The organism is Salmonella sp. SAL04214 (assembly GCF_046550615.1).
Lineage (GTDB): Bacteria > Pseudomonadota > Gammaproteobacteria > Enterobacterales > Enterobacteriaceae > Salmonella > Salmonella enterica.
This window is the reverse complement of the sequence record NZ_JBGDXT010000006.1, coordinates 113752-130679: the sequence shown is the minus strand read 5'-3', so window position 1 is coordinate 130679 and position 16928 is coordinate 113752. Positions and strand designations below refer to the sequence as shown.

17 protein-coding genes are annotated in these 16928 nt (G+C 53.3%); 4 read left to right on the top strand and 13 right to left on the bottom strand.

Annotated elements, in window-relative coordinates; all coding sequences use genetic code 11:
• Positions 1 to 3: 3 nt before the first annotated feature.
• Positions 4 to 453 carry a transcriptional regulator NrdR gene (gene nrdR, locus ACLJQD_RS12445; protein WP_000543533.1) on the bottom strand — a complete coding sequence of 150 codons (450 nt, stop codon included), beginning with the start codon at positions 451 to 453 and terminating at the stop codon, positions 4 to 6.
• Between the two features lie 151 nt (positions 454 to 604).
• Here nrdR and ACLJQD_RS12440 point away from each other — a divergent pair, with 151 nt between their 5' ends.
• Both ACLJQD_RS12440 and ACLJQD_RS12435 read left to right on the top strand, forming a co-directional pair.
• Entirely contained in the window at positions 605 to 1144 is a 540-nt protein-coding gene (locus ACLJQD_RS12440) for a DUF3251 domain-containing protein (protein ID WP_000198484.1), read from the top strand.
• A gap of 299 nt (positions 1145 to 1443) precedes the next feature.
• Complete coding sequence (locus tag ACLJQD_RS12435) at positions 1444 to 2307, top strand: nucleoside-specific channel-forming protein Tsx (protein ID WP_000752021.1); 864 nt, start codon at positions 1444 to 1446, stop codon at positions 2305 to 2307.
• 83 nt (positions 2308 to 2390) lie between these two features.
• Here the strand turns inward: ACLJQD_RS12435 and ACLJQD_RS12430 are convergent, their stop codons facing one another.
• The 9 genes from ACLJQD_RS12430 to queA form a co-directional block, all read right to left on the bottom strand.
• The gene (locus ACLJQD_RS12430; RefSeq protein ID WP_000176312.1) at positions 2391 to 2498 is read right to left on the bottom strand and encodes a type I toxin-antitoxin system toxin Ldr family protein; all 108 of its coding nucleotides are present in this window, start codon (positions 2496 to 2498) and stop codon (positions 2391 to 2393) included.
• A gap of 437 nt (positions 2499 to 2935) precedes the next feature.
• Positions 2936 to 3283, bottom strand: coding sequence for an HNH nuclease YajD (gene yajD / locus ACLJQD_RS12425; protein WP_000974818.1), 348 nt, complete (start codon positions 3281 to 3283; stop codon positions 2936 to 2938).
• Positions 3284 to 3451: 168 nt separating this feature from the next.
• On the bottom strand, positions 3452 to 4144 hold the full coding sequence (locus ACLJQD_RS12420; RefSeq protein ID WP_000198318.1) for a helix-turn-helix transcriptional regulator: 693 nt from the start codon (positions 4142 to 4144) through the stop codon (positions 3452 to 3454).
• 25 nt (positions 4145 to 4169) lie between these two features.
• Complete coding sequence (locus ACLJQD_RS12415; protein WP_017441693.1) at positions 4170 to 4535, bottom strand: VOC family protein; 366 nt, start codon at positions 4533 to 4535, stop codon at positions 4170 to 4172.
• A gap of 144 nt (positions 4536 to 4679) precedes the next feature.
• The gene (gene secF, locus ACLJQD_RS12410) at positions 4680 to 5651 is read right to left on the bottom strand and encodes a protein translocase subunit SecF (protein WP_000046629.1); all 972 of its coding nucleotides are present in this window, start codon (positions 5649 to 5651) and stop codon (positions 4680 to 4682) included.
• Positions 5652 to 5661: 10 nt separating this feature from the next.
• Positions 5662 to 7509, bottom strand: a complete 1848-nt coding sequence (gene secD / locus ACLJQD_RS12405) for a protein translocase subunit SecD (RefSeq protein WP_000934811.1) — start codon at positions 7507 to 7509, stop codon at positions 5662 to 5664.
• A gap of 27 nt (positions 7510 to 7536) precedes the next feature.
• The gene (gene yajC, locus ACLJQD_RS12400) at positions 7537 to 7869 is read right to left on the bottom strand and encodes a preprotein translocase subunit YajC (RefSeq protein WP_000007628.1); all 333 of its coding nucleotides are present in this window, start codon (positions 7867 to 7869) and stop codon (positions 7537 to 7539) included.
• A gap of 22 nt (positions 7870 to 7891) precedes the next feature.
• Positions 7892 to 9019, bottom strand: coding sequence for a tRNA guanosine(34) transglycosylase Tgt (gene tgt, locus ACLJQD_RS12395; RefSeq protein ID WP_000667305.1), 1128 nt, complete (start codon positions 9017 to 9019; stop codon positions 7892 to 7894).
• A gap of 196 nt (positions 9020 to 9215) precedes the next feature.
• Entirely contained in the window at positions 9216 to 10280 is a 1065-nt protein-coding gene (queA, locus tag ACLJQD_RS12390) for a tRNA preQ1(34) S-adenosylmethionine ribosyltransferase-isomerase QueA (RefSeq protein ID WP_001266530.1), read from the bottom strand.
• Positions 10281 to 10373: 93 nt separating this feature from the next.
• Between queA and acpH the strand changes: the two genes are divergently transcribed.
• Together acpH and ACLJQD_RS12380 are read left to right on the top strand one after the other, a co-directional pair.
• A complete protein-coding gene (acpH, locus tag ACLJQD_RS12385; RefSeq protein ID WP_017441692.1) occupies positions 10374 to 10955 on the top strand; it encodes an ACP phosphodiesterase in 582 nt (193 codons plus the stop codon).
• Positions 10956 to 11164: 209 nt separating this feature from the next.
• A complete protein-coding gene (locus ACLJQD_RS12380) occupies positions 11165 to 11767 on the top strand; it encodes a peroxiredoxin (protein WP_000244731.1) in 603 nt (200 codons plus the stop codon).
• Positions 11768 to 11838: 71 nt separating this feature from the next.
• On the opposite strand, the gene malZ is transcribed toward ACLJQD_RS12380, so the two are convergent.
• The 3 genes from malZ to brnQ form a co-directional block, all read right to left on the bottom strand.
• Positions 11839 to 13656: a maltodextrin glucosidase gene (malZ, locus tag ACLJQD_RS12375; protein ID WP_017441691.1), complete on the bottom strand. Its 1818-nt coding sequence runs from the start codon at positions 13654 to 13656 to the stop codon at positions 11839 to 11841.
• Positions 13657 to 13817: 161 nt separating this feature from the next.
• Positions 13818 to 15188, bottom strand: coding sequence for a proline-specific permease ProY (gene proY, locus ACLJQD_RS12370; protein ID WP_001537837.1), 1371 nt, complete (start codon positions 15186 to 15188; stop codon positions 13818 to 13820).
• A gap of 74 nt (positions 15189 to 15262) precedes the next feature.
• Complete coding sequence (gene brnQ / locus ACLJQD_RS12365) at positions 15263 to 16582, bottom strand: branched-chain amino acid transporter carrier protein BrnQ (protein ID WP_000149625.1); 1320 nt, start codon at positions 16580 to 16582, stop codon at positions 15263 to 15265.
• Positions 16583 to 16928 lie beyond the last annotated feature (346 nt).

Sequence of the window (16928 nt, the reverse complement as noted above, 5' to 3'; positions counted from 1 at the left end):
GGCTTAGTCCTGTAGGCGAGCGATTTCTTCGCCAAAGTCTTTGATATCTTCGAAACTGCGATAGACGGAGGCAAAGCGAATATACGCGACTTTATCGAGTTTTTTCAGCTGCTCCATGACCAGGTTGCCAATCATCTTGCTGGGAACTTCACGCTCCCCAGTGGCACGTAATTGTGACTTAATATGGTTCAATGCCATTTCAACATCATCTGCGCTGACGGGTCTTTTTTCCAGCGCTCTCAACATGCCGCTACGCAGCTTATCCTCATTAAAGGGTTCGCGCACATCGTTGCTTTTTATCACGCGCGGCATGACCAGTTCAGCCACTTCAAAGGTCGTAAAGCGTTCATTACACACCAGGCACTGCCGACGGCGGCGCACGGACGAGCCCTCGCCTACAAGACGAGAGTCAATGACTTTGGTATCTACGGCGAAACAAAATGGGCAATGCATACGGCGTCCTGACCAGATGATTTAGAAAACACTATTTTACCCTGAACTGGCTCGACAACAAAGGCGGAGCGCTTTTGAGATAAAGGATCGGTGCCTTTGTGCGTATAGCGCACTACCATTACGCTATCGGACCACGAAGGAAATGATCGACATGACAAGACGTTACCTAAGAATTCTCCTGGTGGGAAGTCTCTTGAGCCTGACCGCCTGCGCGCCGCAGAGCGAAGTTCGCCAGATGCATCAAAGCATTAGCACCCTGAATAAAGAGATGACCCAACTGAATCAGGAAACGGTAAAAATTACCCAACAAAATAAGCTGAATGCGGAGTCAACCCGCGGCGTCTATTTGTTGCCTGGCGCCAATACGCCTGCCCGGCTGGAGAGCCAGATCGGTACGCTACGTATGACATTGCTGGAAATTACGCCTGTCGCAGACGGCGCTCACGCAACGTTACACATTCAGGGCGAGTCCCGCGATCCGCTGCCGGCATTCAGCGCTACCGTAGAGTACGGGCAACTTCAGGGCACTACGGAGAACTATCAGGAGGTGAATGCACAGAGCCTTCTGGTAAATGCCCCTGCCAGCTTGCTGGCGCCCAGTGATGTCAATATTTCGTTACCGTTGAAGGGGATCACACCGGCGCAGTTAGGCTTCATTCGCATCCATGATATTCAGCCTGTTAATCAATAAACGTTCTGGCGGAGCGTTTTGTGCGTTCCGCAACATCCCCCGCGCGACTTTTGTTGCTCTACTGACATTTCCGTCATTTATGACATGGATTGGTAATATTCATGAAAGATAGTACTGTCGCCGCGCCTAAAATGCGCAAACGTGAACGCAATCGATTACGTAAATGATAGATATGTGAAACAAGACATATTTTTGTGAGCAATGATTTTTATAATAGGCTCCGCAGAAACACGAAATATTTAGAAACGCAAATTGCGTTCTTTTCACTCCCGTAAGGGATTTCAAACAGTGGCATACATATGAAAAAAACTTTACTCGCAGTCAGCGCAGCGCTGGCGCTCACCTCATCTTTTACTGCTAACGCAGCAGAAAATGATCAGCCGCAGTATTTGTCCGACTGGTGGCACCAGAGCGTAAACGTGGTAGGCAGCTACCATACCCGTTTCTCGCCGAAATTGAACAACGACGTCTATCTGGAATATGAAGCATTTGCCAAAAAAGACTGGTTTGATTTCTACGGCTATATCGATATTCCCAAAACCTTTGATTGGGGTAACGGCAACGATAAAGGTATCTGGTCCGACGGTTCTCCGCTGTTCATGGAAATCGAGCCGCGTTTCTCGATTGATAAGCTGACCGGCGCAGACCTGAGCTTCGGCCCGTTTAAAGAGTGGTATTTCGCCAACAACTACATCTACGATATGGGCGATAACAAAGCCAGCCGCCAGAGCACGTGGTATATGGGTCTGGGGACCGATATCGACACCGGCCTGCCGATGGGCCTGTCGCTGAACGTGTATGCGAAATATCAGTGGCAAAACTACGGTGCTTCCAATGAAAACGAATGGGACGGCTACCGTTTCAAAGTGAAATACTTCGTCCCCATCACCGATCTGTGGGGCGGTAAACTGAGCTATATCGGCTTTACCAACTTTGACTGGGGATCTGATTTAGGCGACGATCCGAACCGTACCAGCAACTCCATCGCTTCCAGCCATATCCTGGCGCTGAACTACGATCACTGGCACTACTCGGTCGTTGCGCGTTACTTCCATAACGGCGGACAGTGGCAGAATGGCGCAAAACTGAACTGGGGCGACGGCGATTTCAGCGCGAAATCTACCGGCTGGGGCGGCTACCTGGTCGTGGGTTACAACTTCTAAACCTGCAAAAAAGGCCAGAGGTCGCCCTCTGGCCCGTTTCGGGCGCATGCTGCCATGCGGCGGCGAGTCGCGCCCACTTCACATTACTTCCGGCGATGCCACCAGCCTAAAAACAGACCTGTCGCAATCCCGACCAGCGTTGGTGCCGCCAGATCGTGCCAGATAGTAATGCTCAACTCTGTGAGCGTCATATTGCCGCCTTTGTTGCAATGGCAACGGTTCGCGGCTATCCTCAACTTGTCTAGGGTCAAGTTAGCCCCCGTAATGTTGCCGGTGAATACCGAACAATGTGCGGGGGTTTTCTCTTTCCAGCGACAAGGCCACCGGGGATCAAGCCCCCGCAACATTGCGCCTCACCGGGTTGCCCCGGCTTACCGCTGATTCTACTCTGCTCGCCAGTATCGGCAGGACTTAAAAACAAAAAAATCCCAACCTTGCGATCGGGATTCCAGTGACAATGTATGCGTTACAGGACGTTTGGGGCTGGCGACAAACTCCGGGGCTGAAAAAATGTCGGATTGCATCCGATCTACGAAAACCAATAGTTCATTTATATTGCGGATTCCGTTGGGTGGAGCGAAGCGTAACCTAACATTCAACAGCACCAACAACTTTGTCAGCAGCCTGCTTATTTCTTTTTGTTCATCATCGCTTTCAGATCGGCAAACGGGTTATAAGTCGCCTCGCCGACATCTTTTTGCGCATCTTCCCCGGCAATGACCGTCGAACCGTACTGATCGGCTTCGGTATATTTGGAATGCTCGTGATCGTGGCAGTAGAGGCACAATAGCTCCCAGTTGCTGCCGTCTTCCGGGTTATTGGTGTGGTCATGATCGATATGATGCACCGTCAGCTCACGCAGATTTGAATACACAAACTCACGGGAACAGCGTCCGCACACCCACGGAAACAGCTTCAGCGCTTTTTCACGATAGCCGCTTTCCAGGCGCGCGTAGTTTTTGGGGATGATAGCCATAATTAACAGGTACCTGAATAATACAAAGAGTTATGCGCAGTTTCCCGCGAAGCCGGGCTTTTAGCAATGATTCTGTGCAACTTATATATCCAGGTAAGGAAGGCTATTTCAGGCAAACTGATGACCAATCAACCCGTTTTACAAGCGTTGGAGTATCGCTATCACATCTTACGGCATTTTTTCGTGCTCAACTTTACGCAAAAAATCACGCAAAGAACGGTCGATTGTTTCACGAAATCGCCGGTTAAGCGGAGTAATTTGTAAACAGCGATCGAGGCGAAAACACCGATAGTCTTCCCGTCTCTCACACCAGGCAACCAGTAGCCAGTGTTCTCCCCAGAAAAACAATCCCAGCGGTTGTATATCCCGCGAAGATAGATGCCCCGCTTCATCACGATAATGTAGCGCCAACACCTGCTGCGCCGAAACGGCCTGATGGATAAGATCAAACGCGCTGCGCGAATGTGGAGATGTACCCAAATCCGGAGCGTAAATCCGTGTCTGCTCCGCTTTACGACGGCTCTCTTCCGGTAAAATAGCCAACACTTTTTCCTGGGCGGATTCAAGCTCGCGCGATAGCGAATCACCGCCCCAGGTTTTCAATAACCGTATAGCCACCATCAGTGCTTCCGATTCACGATGGGTAAGCATCAAGGGCGGCAGATCAAAACCCGCCATTAAACGGTATCCGCTCCCCGCTTCACCTTCGACAGGCACACCGGATAACGACAGATCGCGAATATCGCGATAAATCGTCCGTTCAGAAACCGCAAGCCGCTGTGCCAACAGCGCTGCCGTCGTCAGTCGTCTACCCCGCAAAATTTGCACGATCTGAAACAAACGGTCAGCGCGTCTGGTCATATTGACTCTCTACATTTAGCAAATATCACGCAGGTTGATGTAAACCTATTCGGTTACCTTCGCTGTCAATAAATAACGCGATGGTTCCAATGTCATCTCCGGGAACCATGGGTTCCAGAACACACTTACCACCAGCAAGGACGACACGTTCAATCGAGGCTAACAAATCGGCGGTGTGCAGATAAATAACGACTCCCTGCGCAACTGGAGCGACATCATCCTGCTTTATCAGCGCTCCGCCGGGTCCGGGTTCAGCATAAGGGAATACGGCCAGATCCACCCCATCCATGGTTTCCCGACGTAACGATATCTGCATCACTTGCTCATAAAAGGCGATTGCACGCGCCATATCAGTAACTGGAATTTCAAACCAGTTAATAATGTTTTTCATACATCCTCCTGCGTGTGTGGGTTAATTCATGAGGAGTGTATGACAGGGCTCCTGACAGCATACTGTCAGTAATGTTTATCGTCATGGTACATAAAAAAAATCCCGATCGCATGACCGGGATTCAGATAACACTTAAATACGTGTTTACGGCAGAATGGACGGCTGATCCGCCCCTTCTTTTTCGACTTTCTGCTGCAGCATATGCTCGCGCTTCATACCGAGTTTCAGCGCCAGCGCCGATGCGACATAGATAGAAGATGCCGTACCAATAGAGACACCGATCAGCATCGTCAGCGAGAAGCCTTCCAGTACCGGACCGCCGAAGAGGTACAGCATCAGAATTACCACTAACGTCGTACCGGAGGTAATCAACGTACGGTGTAGCGTCTGGGTCAGCGACACGTTAAAGATTTCGTAAGGCGTCCCGCGACGGATTTTGCGGAAGTTTTCACGAATACGGTCGGAGACCACGATACTGTCGTTCAGCGAGTAACCGATCACCGACATCAACGATGCCACAATGGTCAGGTCAATCTCGATATGGAAAAGCGACAGTATCCCCAGCGTAATGATCACGTCGTGCGCCAGCGCGATGACCACCCCTGCCGCCAGTCGCCACTCAAAGCGGAAACCGACATAAACGAGGATAGAGATCAACGCCACCAGCAGCGCCATGGCGCCGGTTTGCGCCAGATCGGCGCCCACGCTTGGCCCCACGAATTCAATACGCTTCACGGCCGCGTTCTGGTTGGTGGCTTCATTAATGATCGTCACCACTTTGCTACCCAGTACCTGACCGCCGGTTTCACCTTCGGTTGGCGGCATACGCACCATAATGTCGTGACTGCTGCCAAAGTTCTGCAACTGCGGCTCTTCATAGCCCGCTTTTTGCAGCGCTTCGCGCATCACGTCCATTTCAGCCGGTTTTTCCAGCGTGATTTCAATTACCGTGCCACCGGTGAAATCCAGCCCCCAGTTAAACCCGCGTACGCCCATAATGACAATGGCCGCGATCAGCAACAGCCCGGAGATGCCGAATGCCCAGAAGTCCCAGCGCATAAAGTCATAGACTTTACGGCCGTGGTTTAGTTGTTCAACAGTGTATTCCTGTGCCACATCGCACTCCTCAGATTGACAGCTTAGTGACGCGCTTGCCGCCATATAGCAGGTTTACGATAGCACGCGTACCGATAATCGCGGTAAACATCGACGTCGCCACACCGATACCGGTCGTAATCGCGAACCCTTTAATTGCCCCGGTACCAACGGCATACAGAATGATGACTTTAATCAGCGTCGTGATGTTCGCATCGAAGATGGAACTGAACGCGCCGGCATAGCCTTCGTTTATCGCCTGCTGTACCGTGCGGCCATTACTCAACTCTTCTTTGATACGTTCGTTAATCAGAACGTTGGCGTCGACCGCCACCGCAAGGGTTAACACGATACCCGCAATCCCCGGCATACTGAGCGTTGCCCCCGGCAACAGCGACATGATACCGACAATCAACACCAGGTTAGCCACTAACGCGCTGGTCGCAATCAGACCAAACTTCTTATAGAAGAAGATCATGAACAGGATGGAGACCACCAGACCGGCCAGACAGGCTTCCAGGCCCTGCTTGATGTTCTGCATACCCAGAGTCGGGCCAATGGTGCGCTCTTCAACGATCTGAATCGGCGCAATCAGGGCACCCGCACGCAGCAACAACGAGAGCTGACGCGCTTCGTTCGGGTTGCTGATACCGGTAATACGGAAGCTGTTACCCAGCCGAGACTGGATGTTGGCAATGTTAATCACCTCTTCCTGTTTCACCAGTACGGCGCGACCGTTAGCGTCTTTCTTACCGCTGTCTTTATACTCCACAAACAGGGTCGCCATCGGTTTGCCGATATTGTCCTTAGTGAAGTTAGACATGATATTGCCGCCTGCGCTATCCAGCGAGATGTTAACCTGCGGTTGGTTATATTCATCCTGGCTGGACGTCGAGTCGGTGATATGGTCGCCCGTGAGGATCACGCGTTTGTACAATACCACCGGCTGGCCTTCGCGGGTCTGTTTCACTTCGGAATCGCCCGGTACGCGCCCGGCAGCGGCGGCGGCCTGGTCAACGTTGGTATTCACCAGACGGAATTCCAGCGTCGCGGTCGCACCGAGAATTTCTTTCGCGCGAGCGGTATCCTGGATACCCGGCAGCTCAACCACAATACGGTCTGCGCCCTGGCGTTGTACGACAGGCTCCGCGACGCCCAGTTGGTTAACACGGTTACGCAGAATATTAATGTTCTGCTGAACGGCGTATTCACGCGCTTCGCTCAGGCGCGCATCGGTCATTACCGCGCGAAGTTGATTACCGCTCTGGCTGGAAATCACCAGGTCACGATGACGCGGCGTCAGATAGGCGATCGCCTCATCACGCGCTTTGCTGTCACGGAACGTGATGCTCAGCCCATAATTATTTTCTTTACGAACGGTGGTATAAGGAATGCCTTTTTCACGCAGATCGCTGCGCAGGCTATCGATATTTTGTTCCTGGAGTTTACCTAACGCGGTATCCATATCCACTTCCATCAGGAAGTGAACGCCGCCGCGCAGATCAAGACCGAGCTTCATCGGATCGGCGTGAATAGCCGCCAACCAGCGCGGCGTAGCCGGCGCAAGGTTAAGCGCCACGACATATTTATCCCCCAGCACGCTCATCAGCGCTTCACGGGCGCGTAGCTGGGTATCGGTGGTGTCGAAGCGCGCAAGAATAGCGCCCTCTTCCAGTGCCACAGACTTAGCGGGAATTTTTTCTTCTTGTAACGTTTTCTGGACCTGGATCAGCGTTTGCTCACTGGCGGCGACGCCGCGCACGCCAGTGATTTGAACAGCCGGATCCTCACCATACAGGTTGGGAAGTGCGTAAAGCAGGCCGACGATAATCACGACGACCAGCATGATGTACTTCCACAAAGGATAACGGTTTAACACGGCAGTTCCCTTTGGGAAAACGAAATATTACAGCGCCTTCATGGTGCCTTTCGGCAGAACGGCAGCTACGAAGTCACGTTTGATAACCACTTCCGTGGTGTCATTCAGCGCGATGGCAATGTAGCCGGCTTCCGCTACTTTGGTCACTCGACCGACCAGACCGCCATTCGTCAGAACTTCATCACCTTTCGCAATGGAGTCCATCAGCTTTTTGTGCTCTTTGGTGCGCTTCTGCTGCGGGCGCAGGATCATGAAATAGAAAATCAGACCAAACACCACCAGCATTAAAATCAGAGACATCGGGCTGCCCTGCGCTGGAGCACCTGTTGCCGCTACCGCATCAGAAATAAAAAAGCTCATTCAAATTCCCTCATTATTAAAATTAATCAACGTTCAAAGGTGGAACGGGTCGCCCCTGACGTTGGTAAAACTCGGTTACGAAGCTCTCTAATTTACCCTCTTCAATAGCCTTGCGTAAACCCGCCATCAAACGCTGGTAGTAACGCAAGTTATGAATGGTATTGAGACGCGCACCTAATATTTCGTTGCAACGGTCGAGATGATGCAAGTAAGCGCGTGAATAATTGCGACAGGTGTAGCAATCGCACTCGGCGTCAAGCGGGCTGGTGTCGCTTTTATGCTTTGCATTACGAATCTTCACCACGCCGTCGGTCACAAACAGATGACCATTGCGGGCATTTCGCGTTGGCATGACACAGTCAAACATATCAATACCGCGACGCACCCCTTCCACCAGATCTTCCGGTTTACCCACGCCCATCAGGTAACGCGGTTTGTCAGCCGGGATCTGCGGGCAAACGTGCTCCAGAATGCGGTGCATATCTGCTTTCGGCTCTCCGACAGCCAAACCGCCGACAGCGTAGCCATCAAAGCCAATCTCTACCAGACCTTTCACCGAGATATCGCGTAAATCTTCGTAAACGCTGCCCTGAATGATGCCAAAAAGCGCATTCTTATTGCCAAGGCTATCAAAACGGTCGCGGCTACGCTTCGCCCAACGCAACGACATCTCCATCGAGCGTTTAGCATAGTCCCAGTCTGCCGGGTACGGCGTACATTCATCAAAGATCATCACGATATCGGAACCGAGATCGTACTGGATCTCCATCGACTTTTCCGGATCGAGGAAAATCGGATCGCCGTTGATCGGGTTACGGAAGTGCACGCCTTGCTCGGTAATCTTACGAATATCGCCGAGGCTGAAGACCTGGAAGCCGCCGGAATCGGTGAGAATCGGCCCTTTCCACTGCATGAAATCGTGCAGATCGCCATGCAGCTTCATGATTTCCTGACCCGGGCGCAGCCACAGGTGGAAAGTGTTGCCGAGAATAATCTGCGCGCCGGTCGCTTCCACTTCTTCCGGCGTCATGCCTTTTACCGTACCGTAAGTACCCACAGGCATAAAGGCAGGCGTTTCCACTACGCCACGATCAAACACCAGACGACCGCGACGCGCGCGACCATCGGTGGTATCTAACTCAAATTTCATTATCACTCCTGCGTCAGAAAAACAGTCCGACGTTTAACGACTCGCTACGGAATGATTCCATAGCTAATAAATTCCCGAAGGCGTCATCGGCGCAGCCAGTTTGGGGTCGACCAGCGCACAGCCACCGGAGCGTACACGCAGTACGTGAGGATGGTGAGCACTGCCCGGCGTCAAAATGGCAAGTGAGATAGCCTTCTTACGGACGCTCAGAAATAGCCTGCGGATTGTACGTGATAAACATCGCATCCCCGTAGCTAAAAAAGCGATATTTTTGTTCTACCGCAGTCTTATAGGCATTCATGGTGTGTTGATAACCGGCAAATGCGGAAACCAGCATAATCAACGTCGATTCCGGCAGATGGAAGTTGGTGATCAGCGCATCAATCACTTTGTATTGATAACCTGGATAAATAAAGATTTGCGTATCGCCGAAGAACGGCTCTATCAAATCGCTTTTTGCCGCCTGCGCCGCGCTTTCCAGCGAGCGTACCGAGGTCGTGCCGACGGCGATAACCCGGTTGCCGCGCGCTTTCGCCGCCAGCACCGCGTCGACTACCTCTTGCGGCACCTCAGCATATTCGGAGTGCATGATGTGATCTTCGATTGTGTCGACACGCACCGGCTGGAAAGTGCCCGCGCCTACGTGTAGCGTAACAAACGCCATTTCGACACCTTTCTCACGAAGCGCCGCCAGCAGCGGCTCATCAAAGTGCAGCCCTGCGGTCGGCGCGGCGACGGCGCCCGGTTTTTCACTGTAGACCGTCTGGTACAGTTCGCGGTCGGCGTCCTCGTCCGGACGGTCGATGTACGGCGGCAACGGCATATGGCCGATGGCGTTGAGAATATCCAGCACCGGACGCGGGTCATTAAACTCAACTTCAAACAGAGCGCCGTGACGCGCGGTCATGGTCGCGTGGATACTTTCGTCGTCGCCCAGCAGCAGTTCCGTGCCCGGTTTTGGCGCTTTAGAAGCGCGAATATGCGCCAGGATGCGTTTATCATCGAGCATACGTTCGACCAGCACTTCTATCTTGCCGCCGCTGGCTTTACGGCCAAAGAGCCGCGCCGGGATCACGCGGGTATTATTGAAGACCAGCAAATCGCCAGGGTTGAGCTTATCGAGCAGATCGGTGAAAGTACCGTGCGTCAGCGCGCCCGTCGGCCCCTCTAATGACAGCAAACGGCAGCGACTGCGTTCCGGCTGTGGGTAGTGGGCAATCAGGGATTCGGGTAGTTCAAAGGAAAAATCGGTAACGCGCATGACTCTGACTCAGACTAAAATAAGAGGCGGGTAGTCTAGTGCCGGGGCGTTCCCGCTGCAACCGTTACCCGCTTTTTGGACAGAGAATCAATAATGAATTTTCTTGCTCACCTGCATCTGGCGCACCTTGCCGACAGCTCGCTTCCCGGTAATCTGCTGGCCGATTTTGTCCGCGGTAACCCGGCAACGCATTATCCTCCTGACGTGGTAGAGGGTATTTATATGCATCGGCGTATTGACGTCATGACCGACAACCTGCCGGAAGTTCGTGAGGCGCGAGAATGGTTCCGCCATGAAACGCGGCGCGTGGCGCCCATTACGCTGGACGTCATGTGGGATCATTTTTTATCGCGCCACTGGACGCAAATCTCCCCTGATTTTCCACTTCAGGCGTTCGTCGGCTACGCCCATGCGCAGGTCGCGACGATTCTGCCCGACTCCCCGCCGCGCTTTGTCAACCTGAATGATTATCTTTGGTCAGAAAAATGGTTAGAGCGGTATCGCGATATGGATTTCATTCAAAACGTGCTGAATGGCATGGCGAATCGCCGTCCCCGGCTGGATGCCTTGCGTGATTCCTGGTACGATCTGGACGCGCACTACGACGCGTTAGAAGAGCGCTTCTGGCATTTTTATCCGCGTATGATGGCACAGGCCGCCCGCAAAGCGCTGTGACGGCCTGATAGCGAGGGCGTGCGTCAGATCCGCCATTGGCAGAAAGATCGTTCGCTGTCATAAAGGGGTCATCATTACGATTTATAATGACCCGATCGATAGGCAAAAGCTGTCTCATTGATTGTCAAGACCGCATTGTTTTGTCGCTTCGCCCTCCCTATACTGCCCGCGTTGCGTTCTAAAACCCTTAATATTGCAGGAGAATTATTATGGTACTGGTTACTCGTCAGGCCCCGGATTTCACCGCTGCGGCGGTACTGGGTAGCGGTGAGATTGTTGATAAATTCAACTTCAAACAGCACACCAATGGTAAAACGACCGTTCTGTTCTTCTGGCCGATGGACTTCACTTTTGTTTGCCCGTCTGAGCTGATCGCCTTCGATAAACGTTATGAAGAATTCCAGAAGCGCGGCGTTGAAGTAGTCGGCGTTTCTTTCGACTCTGAGTTCGTCCACAACGCATGGCGTAACACCCCTGTCGATAAAGGCGGCATTGGCCCGGTGAAATACGCAATGGTCGCCGACGTGAAGCGTGAAATTCAGAAAGCTTACGGTATCGAACATCCGGACGAAGGCGTTGCGCTGCGCGGCTCTTTCCTGATTGACGCTAACGGTATTGTTCGCCACCAGGTCGTAAACGATCTGCCGCTGGGTCGTAACATCGACGAAATGCTGCGTATGGTCGACGCGCTGCAGTTCCACGAAGAGCACGGCGATGTCTGCCCGGCGCAGTGGGAAAAAGGCAAAGAAGGCATGAACGCCTCTCCGGACGGCGTGGCTAAATACCTGGCTGAGAACATTTCCAGCCTGTAAGTCAGTGCATTGATAAAAGGCTCGCGAATGCGAGCCTTTTTTATGCGTGCGGTGTTACGAACCACCTCGCCTCAACGATTCATCCATACGGTCGCGGAAATCGCGGGTAAACTAAGTCTTCCCTCGCGGATGTCACCGCTTCCCGTTTTACATTGCCATCCGGCCACGTTCAGCAACGGCAACGCTTCCAGCGCCACTTCACAGGCCTCGCCCCGGTTAATCGCCACCAGCGCCCGCTGCTGCTGATAAACTCGCACGAATACCACTACGTCACCTTCGGCATACAGCGCCTGGCATCCGCCACGACGCAGCGCCAGACTGCGCTGACGCAGTTTCGCCATACGCTGGTACAGCGCCAGCAAGTTGCCGTCCTGCTTGCGTTCATCCCACGGGAACGGTTTGCGGCACATGGGGTCATTTGCGCCGTCCACGCCGACTTCATCGCCGTAATAAATACATGGCACGCCGGGCCAGGTAAACAGCCAGACCACCGCCAGCGGCAGGCGCGCCGCGTCTTTACCGAGCAAGGTTTTAAAGCGCGCAGTATCATGGCTGTCGAGTTGATTAAACATGCGTAGTTGTTGCTGATGTGACAGCCCGGCGCGGTAGTTATCCATCCACGCGATACAGGTCCGGGCATCAATATGCTGTGGTTCGTAAGCGATATCAGTATTGGCGAGAAATCCCCACAGCGGGAAGGTGAAGCCGCGATAATTCATGGCGGCATCTTCCGCATCGGCCTGTAGCCACTGCCGCGCATCGCCGAAATGTTCCCCCACAATATAGGCTTCAGGCTGCGCCTCTTTTGCCGCCCGGGTAATGCCGGCGACGTGCTGCAAATTGTGGCGCGCCCCGCCCGCCTCGCCCAGCATATGTACGACATCCAGCCGCCAGCCGTCCATATTCCACGGAGCCTTTAGCCAGTGACGAACGATACTGTCCTCACCGCGATAGATCTCATCGACCAGCGTTTCTGATTGATAATCGAGTTTCGGCAGGCTCGGATAACCCAGCCAGTCCAGCGCCACGCCTTGTGGTGAAAAGGAGTACCAGTCGCGCCACGGCGAGTCCGGGTGATGACACGCGCCGCCAGTGCTGCGGTTATGCCTGTCAAACCACGCATGCGAGTCGCCGCTATGATTAAACACGCCATCCAGCACCAGCCTCATGCCCTGCGCCTGGGTTTCACGCCGCAGGCGTAGCAGCGCCCGATCGCCGCCAAATTGCGGATCGACATGGCGATAATCTTCCGTGTCGTACTTATGGACGCTTGGCGCGGTAAATACCGGATTCAGATATAGCGCTGTGACGCCCAGTTTTTTCAGATACGGCAGCTTCTCACAAATGCCATTCAGACAGCCGCCGTAAAAGGTGGAACCGCCCGCCTGGGGGGTTAAAGGATCGTCCCAGTCGCGCAGCACAATCTCCTGACCCGCGGCATGATGGTAGTACACCCGATCCTGATCGGCTTCACGCTTCGCGCTGCGGGCAAAACGATCCGGGAAGATCTGATAAAAAATTTGATCGGCGACCCACTGCGGGCCGCTATCCGGCGCATCAACCGCAAATTGTTCCAGACGCGCAGGCGGAAAACGGCTAAATCCCTGTGGCGTAAACCAAAGCTGGCGGTCGTGCCAAAGCAATTTAAAGCTGTAACGGCGACGGGGCTGCCCTAACGCGATATTGAGCGTCGCTCGCCACGCCGTCACGCCCGGCTGCGGCTGGCGGCGCTGTTTGCGCATCGCCAGTGAGATTTCTTCATTATCGAATTCTGAGCGCAACGTCACGCGAGACGGCGGATTTTCTCCGCTCAGCCACAGCGTAATGGTTAATTTGTCGTTATGTTGCTTCACAAATGGGGCAACCGGTAAGTGCCAGGCATTCAACATCTCGTATCCCCTCTACTGAAAATGGGGCCACCTTGCCATAGAGATTTAAAGGATAACTCATCATCCAGGGGTTTATTAGGGGAGGAGACTCCAGGAGGAGAAGCGGCTCCGCTTATCCGGCCTACCGTTGCCTGCAGACCGGATAAGGCAGAGAAAAACGACTACGCCTGCGCCAATTGACGGTCGCGACGGCGTTTAAACATCCAGCCAATCAACAGCAGAACTATCCAGGCGAAGCCCACGTACAGTGAGATGCGGGTATCCGGATGGTAGCCGATAAGCGCAATAATGAAGACCAGGAAAATCAGACCCGCTATCGTCGTGACGACACCGCCCGGCACCTTAAATTTCAGCGCTTTTACCTCTTCCGGCGGTAAACGACGACGGAAGGCGATTTGCGACAGCAGGATCATAATCCATACCCATACCGTCGCAAACGTCGCCAGCGAAGCAATCACCAGGAAGACGTTTTCCGGCATGATGTAGTTCAGGTAAACCGCAAACAGCAGCGCAATCGTCATCACCAGCACAGTAACCCACGGAATACCACGGCGTGACGTTTTAGCAAAGACTTTCGGCGCGCTCCCCTGCTCCGCCATACCATGCAGCATACGGCCTACGCCAAACACATCGGAGTTGATAGCGGAAAGCGAGGCGGTCAATACCACAAAGTTCAGAATGCTGGCGGCAAAGGTAATCCCCATATGCTGGAACGTCAGCACAAATGGGCTGCCGTTTGTGCCGACCTGATTCCACGGATAGATAGACATAATGACGAACAGCGTGCCGACATAAAATACCAGGATACGCATCGGTACTGAGTTAATGGCGCGCGGAATGGATTTCTCCGGGTCTTTCGCTTCCCCGGCGGTGATACCGATAATCTCAATCCCGCCGTAAGCGAACATCACCATTTGCAGCGACATGATCATTCCCAGCCAACCATTGCTGAAGAAGCCGCCGTTGCTCCACAGGTTATGAATGCCGGTCGGCTGCCCGCCGTTGCCAATTCCCCACACAATGATGCCGATACCCGCGACAATCATGATAATAATGGTGGCGACTTTGAAGAAGGAGAACCAAAACTCCAGCTCGCCGAACACCTTGACGCTCATCAGGTTGATGGCGCAAATGATCAGCACCACGCTAAGTACCCAAATCCAGTGCGGCACGGCGGGGAACCAGACTCCCATGTAAATGCCGAACGCGGTCACGTCGGCAATGGCGACGATCAGGATCTCAAAACAGTAGGTCCAGCCGGTAATGTAGCCCGCAAGCGGGCCGAGGTTTTCCTGCGCATAGCGCGAAAATGAGCTGGCGGCAGGGTTGTGAACGGACATTTCCCCCAATGCGCGCATAATGATATATGCCGCGACCCCGCCAATAATATAGGCCAACAGCACGCTCGGCCCCGCCATTTTGATGGCGTCCGCCGAGCCGTAAAACAGGCCGGTGCCGATTGCCGAACCTAATGCCATAAAGCGAATGTGCCGGGTGCTCAGCCCACGCTTTAGCTTATTATTGCTTTCCATCAATTTCTGACCTATCAACACAATAAAAAACCACGGGGCGTTAAGCCCCGTGGTGTACACATATGTCAGCGATTTTAGTGAGCGCTGGAGGTCACCTGCCGACCCGCCGCGCGATCCCAGATAATCGCCAGGATCACCATCACCACCGTTGGCATCAACCACGCCAGTCCCTGTTCCGCCAGCGGCAAACGCTGACTCCAGGCTGGCAGCATATCGCCAAAGGCAGATGCTTTGATGCCGTCAAGGATACCAAAAAGCAGACTGATAAACATGGCCGGCGCGATGATGCGGGTGGAATTATGCCACCATGAGCGGGTAAAACTTAATACAACCAGTGCGATACACGGCGGATAGATAGCCGTCAGCACCGGAATGGAGATTTGAATCAGATGGCTCAGTCCGAGGTTTGACACCACCATAGAGAAGCCGCCGAGAATAAAGACCAGCGTGCGGTAAGACAGCGGAATATACTGCGCGAAAAACTCAGCGCAGGCGCAGGTCAGCCCCACCGCCGTCACCAGACACGCGATAAAGATCAGCGCCGCCAGCAGGAAGCTTCCCGCGCCGCCAAAGGTATGCTGAACATAGGCATGAAGAATCGCCGCGCCGTTCGCTGACTGATCGACCAGCGTCGCGCTGTCAGAACCTAAGCGGAACAAGGCAAGGTAAAGCAGCGTCAGCCCCACGCCCGCCATCAGGCCGGCCCAGACCGTGTAACGCGTCAACAGGCGCGCTTCGGTCACGCCGCGAGAACGCGCCGCGTTCACAATAACGATACCAAACACCATCGCGCCCAGCGTATCCATCGTCAGATAGCCGTTCACAAATCCGTTAGAAAAGGCCGCATTCTGATAAGCGTCCAGGGCGTTGCTGATTGGACCGGCAGGCCAAACGATAGCCGCGACGGACAGGATGACCAGCGCAATAATTTTCAACGGCGCCAGGAAATTCCCTACCGTATCCAGCAGTTTACCCGGATAGAGGGAAACCAGAATAACGATAGCGAAATAGACCACGCTGTAAATCAGCAACGGCATTGCAGAATCGCCGGTCAACGGAGCGATACCGACCTCAAACGACACCGTCGCGGTACGCGGCGTCGCAAATAACGGCCCGACGGCCAGATAGCAAACGGTCGCCAGCAGGAGTCCCGCCACTTTACCAATCGGCGTACTGAGGCTGTCTACGCCGCCGCCGACTTTCGCCAGCGCCACAACAGTAAGAACCGGTAGCCCCACGGCGGTAATCAGAAAGCCAATAGCGGCTGTCCAGACGTGTTCACCCGCCTGCAAACCGACCATAGGAGGAAAGATAATATTGCCTGCGCCAACGAACAGCGCAAATGTCATAAAGCCCAGGGCGATGATATCGCGCGATTTTAACTGATGGGTCATAAAGTCTTACTGCCTGTGGATGGTGATGTTGTAAACATTAAAATTTTTGCCTTTCCCGGAGGATTATAAAGCGGCGTTTTTTATCAATTTCAGCGGGAAAAGCTCCCGGACCGATGCGGCGAAGAATTGTTTTTCGATTTACCGCGCAAATGCAGTCGTAATGACAGCACCTGAAGCGCAATTTAAACGCTTATAACGTTTTAAAGCAAGGTGGGATCTAAAAACCAGATGAATATAGCGATATGAAATTTACAACCAGAATAAAACACCATTCTCATGAAAAAGTTATGGCTAATCATGCGAACAAAAAATCACCAAACGTTGAATGTTTCAACGAGCCCGTCTT

Bases quoted from the DNA above. Each gene is read 5' to 3' on its own strand.
- yajD (WP_000974818.1), bottom strand. From the start codon at position 3,283: ATGGCTATCATCCCCAAAAACTACGCGCGCCTGGAAAGCGGCTATCGT.
- brnQ (WP_000149625.1), bottom strand. From the start codon at position 16,582: ATGACCCATCAGTTAAAATCGCGCGATATCATCGCCCTGGGCTTTATG.
- yajC (WP_000007628.1), bottom strand. From the start codon at position 7,869: ATGAGCTTTTTTATTTCTGATGCGGTAGCGGCAACAGGTGCTCCAGCG.
- queA (WP_001266530.1), bottom strand. From the start codon at position 10,280: ATGCGCGTTACCGATTTTTCCTTTGAACTACCCGAATCCCTGATTGCC.
- ACLJQD_RS12380 (WP_000244731.1), top strand. From the start codon at position 11,165: ATGGTACTGGTTACTCGTCAGGCCCCGGATTTCACCGCTGCGGCGGTA.
- ACLJQD_RS12435 (WP_000752021.1), top strand. From the start codon at position 1,444: ATGAAAAAAACTTTACTCGCAGTCAGCGCAGCGCTGGCGCTCACCTCA.
- nrdR (WP_000543533.1), bottom strand. From the start codon at position 453: ATGCATTGCCCATTTTGTTTCGCCGTAGATACCAAAGTCATTGACTCT.
- ACLJQD_RS12415 (WP_017441693.1), bottom strand. From the start codon at position 4,535: ATGAAAAACATTATTAACTGGTTTGAAATTCCAGTTACTGATATGGCG.
- ACLJQD_RS12440 (WP_000198484.1), top strand. From the start codon at position 605: ATGACAAGACGTTACCTAAGAATTCTCCTGGTGGGAAGTCTCTTGAGC.
- ACLJQD_RS12430 (WP_000176312.1), bottom strand. From the start codon at position 2,498: ATGACGCTCACAGAGTTGAGCATTACTATCTGGCACGATCTGGCGGCA.
- acpH (WP_017441692.1), top strand. From the start codon at position 10,374: ATGAATTTTCTTGCTCACCTGCATCTGGCGCACCTTGCCGACAGCTCG.
- proY (WP_001537837.1), bottom strand. From the start codon at position 15,188: ATGGAAAGCAATAATAAGCTAAAGCGTGGGCTGAGCACCCGGCACATT.
- tgt (WP_000667305.1), bottom strand. From the start codon at position 9,019: ATGAAATTTGAGTTAGATACCACCGATGGTCGCGCGCGTCGCGGTCGT.
- ACLJQD_RS12420 (WP_000198318.1), bottom strand. From the start codon at position 4,144: ATGACCAGACGCGCTGACCGTTTGTTTCAGATCGTGCAAATTTTGCGG.
- malZ (WP_017441691.1), bottom strand. From the start codon at position 13,656: ATGTTGAATGCCTGGCACTTACCGGTTGCCCCATTTGTGAAGCAACAT.